Consider the following 6,510-nt stretch of genomic DNA (forward strand, 5'->3'; position numbering starts at 1 on the left):
GTTCGTTGGCGGGTGAAGGATCGACGCACGACGGTCGGCGGTCGCTGAGGAGGCAAGCGGTCCGGAGCAACACCGGCGGCCGGCCAGCGGCGTCGAACGCGGGGTCCGCATCGGGCCGGTTGGCAGCGTCCGCGCCGATACGCGCGCCGTTCAGGGCGAGTTGCCGTGCATCGGCGGCGCGGAGAACGTGCAGCCTGTAGGTATGGACGAGGCACAGGGGCAGGGACGGGTGGACGGTGCCGCCGGGGCGGAAGACGGCGGTGCCGCACGGGAGCGGGCGTCGGAGCTGGACGTGACGGGGCAAGGGCGCACGGAAGCGCATCAGGGAGGCGCCATGCGCGGGCGTGCGGGCGAAGAGGCCACGCGGGCGGCCGAGTTGGCGCGCGCGCTCCGCGCACAGGTGCGGGGCGAGGTGTCGTTCGGTTCTGCTGCCCGGGCGCTGGTCACCATGGACGCCTCCAACTACCGCCGCGTGCCCGAGGGCGTGGTGGCGCCCAGGGACGCGGAGGACGTCGCCGCGGTGCTGGGCGTCTGCCGGGAGCGCGGAGTGCCGGTCCTCGCGCGGGGTGCGGGGACGTCGATCGCCGGCCAGGCCACGGGCATCGGCGTGGTGCTGGACTTCACGCGGCACATGAACGCCGTGGAGGAGCTCGACCCCGAGGCGGGGACGGCCGTCGTCCAGCCGGGGGTCGTCCTCGACGTGCTGCGCAAGGCGGCGGGCGAACACGGCCTGACGTTCGGGCCCGACCCGTCCACGCACAGCCGTTGCACGCTCGGCGGAATGATCGGCAACAACTCCTGCGGCTCCCACTCGGTGGCCTGGGGCACTACGGCCGACAACGTCCGCGAGCTGGAGGTGCTCACCTACGGAGGCGAGCGCGCGCTCCTGGCACGCGGCGGCGCGGGCGTGCCGACGGCACTGCGGGAGCACGTATCGCACCTTGTGCAGGGGGAGTTGGCGCTCCTCAGGACGGGGTACCCCGATCTGCCGCGCCGCATCTCGGGGTATGCGCTCGACGAACTGCTCCCGGAGAAGGGAGAGGACTGGGCCCGCGCCTTCACGGGCAGCGAGGGGACGCTGGGCGTCCTGACGCGCGCCGAGGTCGGCCTCGTGGAGGCCCCGGCGGCGCGGGCCCTGGCCGTACTCGGCTACCCGGACGAGAGCGCCGCGGCGGAGGCGGCGGCGGGCGTCCTCCCGCACGGGCCGCTGACGGTCGAGGGGATGGCCGCCGACCTCGTGGGCGACGCGGCGCGTGCCGCGCTGCCCCGAGGTGGCGCCTGGCTGTTCGTCGAGGTCGGCGGGGGCTGCGAGCAGGAGGCGGAAGCGCACGCCGAGGAGGTCTGCCGCGCGATGCGGGCGGCGACGACGGGCCACAGGATCGTCGTCGGCCCCGCGGACCAACGGGCGTTGTGGCGGGTGCGGGAAGACGCTTCCGGTACGGCCACGCGGCTGCCCGACGGCGGTGAGGCATGGCCCGGTTGGGAGGACTGCGCCGTTCCGCCGGCGCAACTCGGCTCCTATCTCAGGGAGTTCAGGGGACTGCTGCGTACGTACGGTCTGCGCGGCCTGCCGTACGGGCACTTCGGGGACGGTTGCATCCACGTCCGGATCGACTTCGACCTGCTCAGTCCCGAAGGCGTGGGCAAATTCCGGGAGTTCTCCTCGGACCTCGCAGACCTCGTGGTGGCGCACGGGGGTTCGCTCTCCGGCGAGCACGGGGACGGGCAGGCGCGCGCCGAGCTGCTGCCGCGCATGTACGGGGAGCGGCTCGTCGGTGCCTTCGGCCGGTTCAAGGACTTGTGGGACCCCGACGGCGGTCTCAACCCGGGGATGCTGGTGCGGCCGGCGCGGATCGACGAGAACCTGCGGTTCGCTCCGCTGCCGCGTACACCCGTCGACGTGGAGTTCGGATACCCGGAGGACGGGGGCGACTTCGGCGCCGCGGTACGCAGGTGCGTCGGGGTGGCGAAGTGCCGGGACACCGCTGCGGGGGCCGCGGTGATGTGCCCGTCGTTCCGTGCGACGGGTGAGGAGCGCCACTCGACACGCGGCCGCGCGCGCCTCCTCCACGAGATGCTCGCGGGTGAGGTCGTGACCGGCGGCTGGCGCTCCGAGGAGGTGCACGAGGCGCTCGACCTCTGCCTCTCCTGCAAGGGCTGCCGCTCGGACTGCCCCGTCGGCGTCGATATGGCCACCTACAAAGCCGAGTTCACCCACCACTACTACGAGGGCCGGCGGCGCCCGATGGCGCACCATTCGATGGGGAGGCTGCCCGAGTGGCTGTCGCTCGCGGCCGCGAGCCGGGCGGTGCCGCTGCTCAACTCGGCGGCGTCGGTGGGCCCGTTGGCGGCGCTGGCGAAGCGGGTGGGCGGGATCGCGCCCGAGCGCGACATCCCTGAGCTGCCGAACATCTCGTTCACGCGGTGGTGGCGGAGGCAGGACCGTACGAGCCAGCCCGGCGGGCGCCAAGTGGTGCTGTGGCCCGACACGTTCACCAACCACTTGGCACCCGAGGCCGGTTCGTCGGCCGTGCGGGTGCTGCACAGCGCCGGATTGCGGGTGGCCGTACCGCCGCGGCGGGTGTGCTGCGGGCTCACCTACGTCTCCACGGGCCAACTGGACCGCGCCCGCAAGGTGATGCGCCGCACGCTGGACCGGATCGCACCCGCGCTCGACGCGGGGCTGCCGATCACCGTCCTGGAGCCGTCCTGTGCTGCGGCGCTGCGGACCGACGTCCCCGAACTGCTCGACGACGACCCCAGGGCAGCACGCCTCGCGCAGGCGGTGCACACCTTCGCGGAGACCCTGGAGCACTACGCACCCGAGTGGGAGCCCCCGTACGTGGGCCGTCCCGTCGCCGGGCAGAACCACTGCCACCAGCACGCGGTGCTGGGCAGCGGTCCGGACCGGCGGCTGCGTGAAAAGGCGGGCATGAAGGGTGAGTTGAGCTCGGGCTGCTGCGGGCTGGCGGGCAACTTCGGCTTCGAGAAGGGGCACTTCGAGGTCTCCGCCTCGTGCGCCGAGGACCAGTTGCTGCCCGCGGTCCGCAACGCCCCGGAGAACGCCGAGGTGATCGCCGACGGGTTCTCGTGCAGGACGCAGCTGGAGCAGCTCGGCGGCGTCCGCAGCCGGCACTTCGCCGAGGTGCTGGCGGAGGGGCTCGACGACGCCGAACGGTAGGCGCGGGGCGCCCGCGGCTTCCGCCGGGGCGCCCCGCGGTCGTCAGGCTCCGGAGACGGCGAGGACGAAGTCGAAGGCGGCGACCTGTCCCTCCCCGTCCTGCTGGACGCTCATGAGCAGGGCGGGGTCGTAGAGCGGGTCGGTCTCGTTGCGGGGCTCGCCGGGGAAGTAGAGCTGGGTGGTGAGGATCTCCTCGCCGGGCGCCTGCACTTTGACGTGGAGGTGGCGGGTGCGTCCGGGGTAGAGGCCGGGGACGAGCGTGGTCAGCTCGAACGCGCCGTTCTCCGCGGTGTACTGGTGGCCGCGGAAGCCGTAGCCGACGTTGTCGTACTCGCCGCCCGGGTCCGCCTGCCAGAAGTCGAGGAGGACGTTGCCCAGGGGTTCGCAACCGACGCCGAAGACGTAACCGCTGAGTGTCAGCGGCGTCCCGGGAGTGCCCGGCTCGACGAGGTCGGTGCGCTCGGGGGAGTCGGGCTTGAAGTACGGGCCCTCCATCTGCGGCGGGGTCGGGTCGTCCCCGTCGTCGCAGGCCGGGGTGGGGGCGAGTGGCTTGCTGCGGGCGGCCTGTTCGCGGGCGAGGGCCGGGGCGGCCGCGCCGAGGAGCAGGGCTGCGGGCGCTGCGGCGACGGCCGCCTTGAGGACTGTCTTGCGGCTCGGGCCACGGCCGTTGGGCGGTTGCGCGGCCTCGGGGGGCTTGGGGGTGCGCGGTTCCACAGGACTCTCCTGGGGTCGGTGACGTGTGGGGACGCGACCGGCCGGACGCGGACTGCGGGCCGCCTCGGACGGCACGCTGTCGGACGTCAACCGACGTTAGGGACAGTCGGGTTGGGCGTCGATGGACGGAGTGCGGCCGGAGTGGTGAATTCCGCCGGCCGCCCTGCGGAACTCGCCGGGCGTGGTGCCCGTCTCGCGTCGGAAGAAGCGGCAGAAGTACGCGGCGTCGGAGAAGCCCACCTCGTGCGCCACGCGTGCCACGGTGAGGTCGGTGCTGGTGAGCAACCGTTTCGCCTCCAATGTCTGTGCCTGCCGCAGGAGTTGGCCCGGGGTGCGTCCGGTCGCCTCGCGGACGCAGGCGTTGAGGTGGCCGACGCTGACGCCGAGTTTCGCGGCCCATGCCGTCACCGAGCGTTCGGCCGCTGCGGCGCCCGGGCGGGCGAGTTGGGTCGTGAACCGTTCGGCCGGGCTGGTGGTGCGGGGCGTGCGCCGGCGCTCGGGAGGGGGCTTCGCGGAATCTGCGGGCTCTCCGGGGCGCTTCGATGGTCCGGAGCACCGGGATTGCGCCGGCGCGGAGGGCGCGAGGCGGCGCAGTCTGACGAGCAGGATGTGGAGATACGCCTGGAGGACGGAGAGGGCTCCGGGGCGTGCTCCGGTGTACTCGTCCTCCATCGCCGTCAGCAGGGTCGACGTCTGCTCGGCTGACTCCTCGTCGAGCCGTAAGGGGCCCGACCGTGCCAATAAGGCGAGGAGTTCCCCGTCGCCGGGGTGAGCCAGCAGGAACGCGTCCTCGAAGAGGACCACCTTTCCGTCGAGGTCATGCGCCTGCGCCCAGGAGTGCACCTGCCCCGGTGCGATGACGTGGAGTTGCGGCGGGGCGAGCCGGGCGGGTCGGAGGTCCACCAGGTGGGTGCCCTCGCCTGCGGTGAGCAGGATCAGCTCGTGGAAGGTGTGGCGGTGCGGGAAGGGGGCGCGGGAGAGCGGGCCGATCGAGTCGAACGAGCCGATGGCGAAGGGGAGAAGGGCGAGGGAGGGGACCGCCAGCCGGTGCAGGGGGACCGTCCGCTGCCACGGCTCCGGCGGGGGGTGCGCTGCCGGCTCGCCACCGCGCTCCGCCGGCGCGGCGGGCGGGCGCGGCGCAGACGCCTCGGCCGCCGGATCGGGGTCCGTGCACGGGGGGTGCGTCGTTTCCGCGGGGAACGCGGTGCGGGGCCGGGCGTTCGAACCTGTCCTGTGCACCACGGGTTTCGTCCTCCGGTCTGTTGGGGGGTGCCCCTCGCTGGGGTGGGCCGGGGGATGTGGAGGTGCTGTCCGGGCGGGAGCGTGGGGCTGGGTGGCGGGTCGAGGGTTGCGGGGTTCTTACCCGGGGTGGGGATGGGCAGTCGTTGTGGGTGCGGGGTGGTTGGGGGCTCGCGCTGCGTTTCGGTCGGGGGCTGTTGGCTCCGGGGAGGCGGGAGCTTCGGGTGTCGAGCTCCGGGCTTGAGTCTCTGGCGTCGGGCCTGCGCTTCGGGGCTCAGGGCGCGCTCCGAGCCCCGAGCCCCGAGCCCCGAGCCCCGGGTCTTGAGCCCCGAGCCCCGAGCCCCGGGTCTTGAGCCCCGAGCCCCGCGCTCCGAGCCCCGGGCTGCAAGCGTCGAGCTCCGGGGCCGAGCCCTGAGCCCCGAGCCCCAAGCACCCCGAACCGCAACCCGCCCCCCCGGACCAACTCCCCATGCAAGCACGCTTGCTTGTTTCCCTTCGCCCTGTCACTCTCGAACGCCAACAGCCCCACCCCACGGGAAGGGTGAGCATGACGGCGGGTGACGTACTGCGTATCGGCAACGCCTCCGGCTTCTACGGCGATCGCTTCGAAGCGATGGAGGAAATGCTCACCCAGGGCCCCCTCGACGTCCTCACGGGCGACTACCTCGCCGAGCTGACGATGCTGATCCTCGGAAAGGACCGCCTCAAGGACCCGCGGCGCGGCTACGCCAAGACGTTCCTCCGCCAGCTCGAGACCGGGCTCGGCCTAGCACACGAGCGCGGAGTCCGATTGGTCGCCAACGCGGGCGGCCTCAACCCGCGCGGACTCGCCGAACGCATCGAGGAGTTGAGCGAGCGGCTCGGCGTGCCGGCGAGAGTCGCCCACGTCGAGGGGGACGACCTCTCGGCACGAGGTTGGGGGGAGGGCGTGCTGACCGCCAACGCCTACCTCGGCGGAGCCGGCATCGCGGAGTGCCTGCGCGCCGGCGCGGACGTCGTGGTGACCGGGCGGGTGACGGACGCCGCGCTCGTCACCGGTGCGGCGGCGGCGCACTTCGGCTGGTACGAGCCCCCGCCCGAAACCGACGACCCGTCCCAGGATTTCGCCCGCTACGCCGACGCCCTGGCCGGTGCCGTGGTTGCAGGACACCTGCTCGAGTGCGGCCCGCAGGTCACGGGCGGCAACTACGCTTTCTTCACCGACGAGTTGGTCAGGTGCCGAGGCGTCGACGTACGCCGCCCCGGCTTCCCCGTCGCGGAGATCCACGCCGACGGCTCGGCCGTCCTCACCAAGCACCCGGACACGGGCGGCGCCGTCACCCGGGGAACGGTGACGGCGCAACTGCTCTACGAGACGGCGGGCGCCCGCTACTTCG

The 6,510-nt window shown here is 73.2% G+C and carries 3 protein-coding genes and 1 pseudogene; 2 read left to right on the forward strand and 2 right to left on the reverse strand.

Features of this window, described 5'->3' with window-relative positions; genetic code table 11:
• Positions 1–334 precede the first annotated feature (334 nt).
• Positions 335–3,181, forward strand: coding sequence for an FAD-binding and (Fe-S)-binding domain-containing protein (locus UWG_RS0107265; protein ID WP_016906541.1), 2,847 nt, complete (start codon positions 335–337; stop codon positions 3,179–3,181).
• A 51-nt stretch (positions 3,182–3,232) separates the two neighbouring features.
• Here UWG_RS0107265 and UWG_RS0107270 read toward each other — a convergent pair.
• Together UWG_RS0107270 and UWG_RS0107275 are read right to left on the reverse strand one after the other, a co-directional pair.
• Positions 3,233–3,895, reverse strand: a pseudogene (locus UWG_RS0107270) (dioxygenase family protein); the annotation flags it as partial.
• Positions 3,896–3,991: 96 nt separating this feature from the next.
• On the reverse strand, positions 3,992–5,137 hold the full coding sequence (locus UWG_RS0107275; RefSeq protein WP_016906543.1) for a helix-turn-helix transcriptional regulator: 1,146 nt from the start codon (positions 5,135–5,137) through the stop codon (positions 3,992–3,994).
• Positions 5,138–5,681: 544 nt separating this feature from the next.
• Here UWG_RS0107275 and UWG_RS0107280 point away from each other — a divergent pair.
• Positions 5,682–6,510: acyclic terpene utilization AtuA family protein (locus UWG_RS0107280; protein WP_016906544.1), on the forward strand; the 829-nt coding region annotated here is incomplete at its 3' end.

It is taken from the genome of Streptomyces xiaopingdaonensis (genome assembly GCF_000262345.1).
Classification (GTDB): Bacteria; Actinomycetota; Actinomycetes; order Streptomycetales; family Streptomycetaceae; genus Streptomyces; species Streptomyces xiaopingdaonensis.

Excerpts from the sequence above, each read along its gene's own strand:
- UWG_RS0107265 (WP_016906541.1), top strand. The coding sequence starts at position 335 with ATGCGCGGGCGTGCGGGCGAAGAGGCCACGCGGGCGGCCGAGTTGGCG.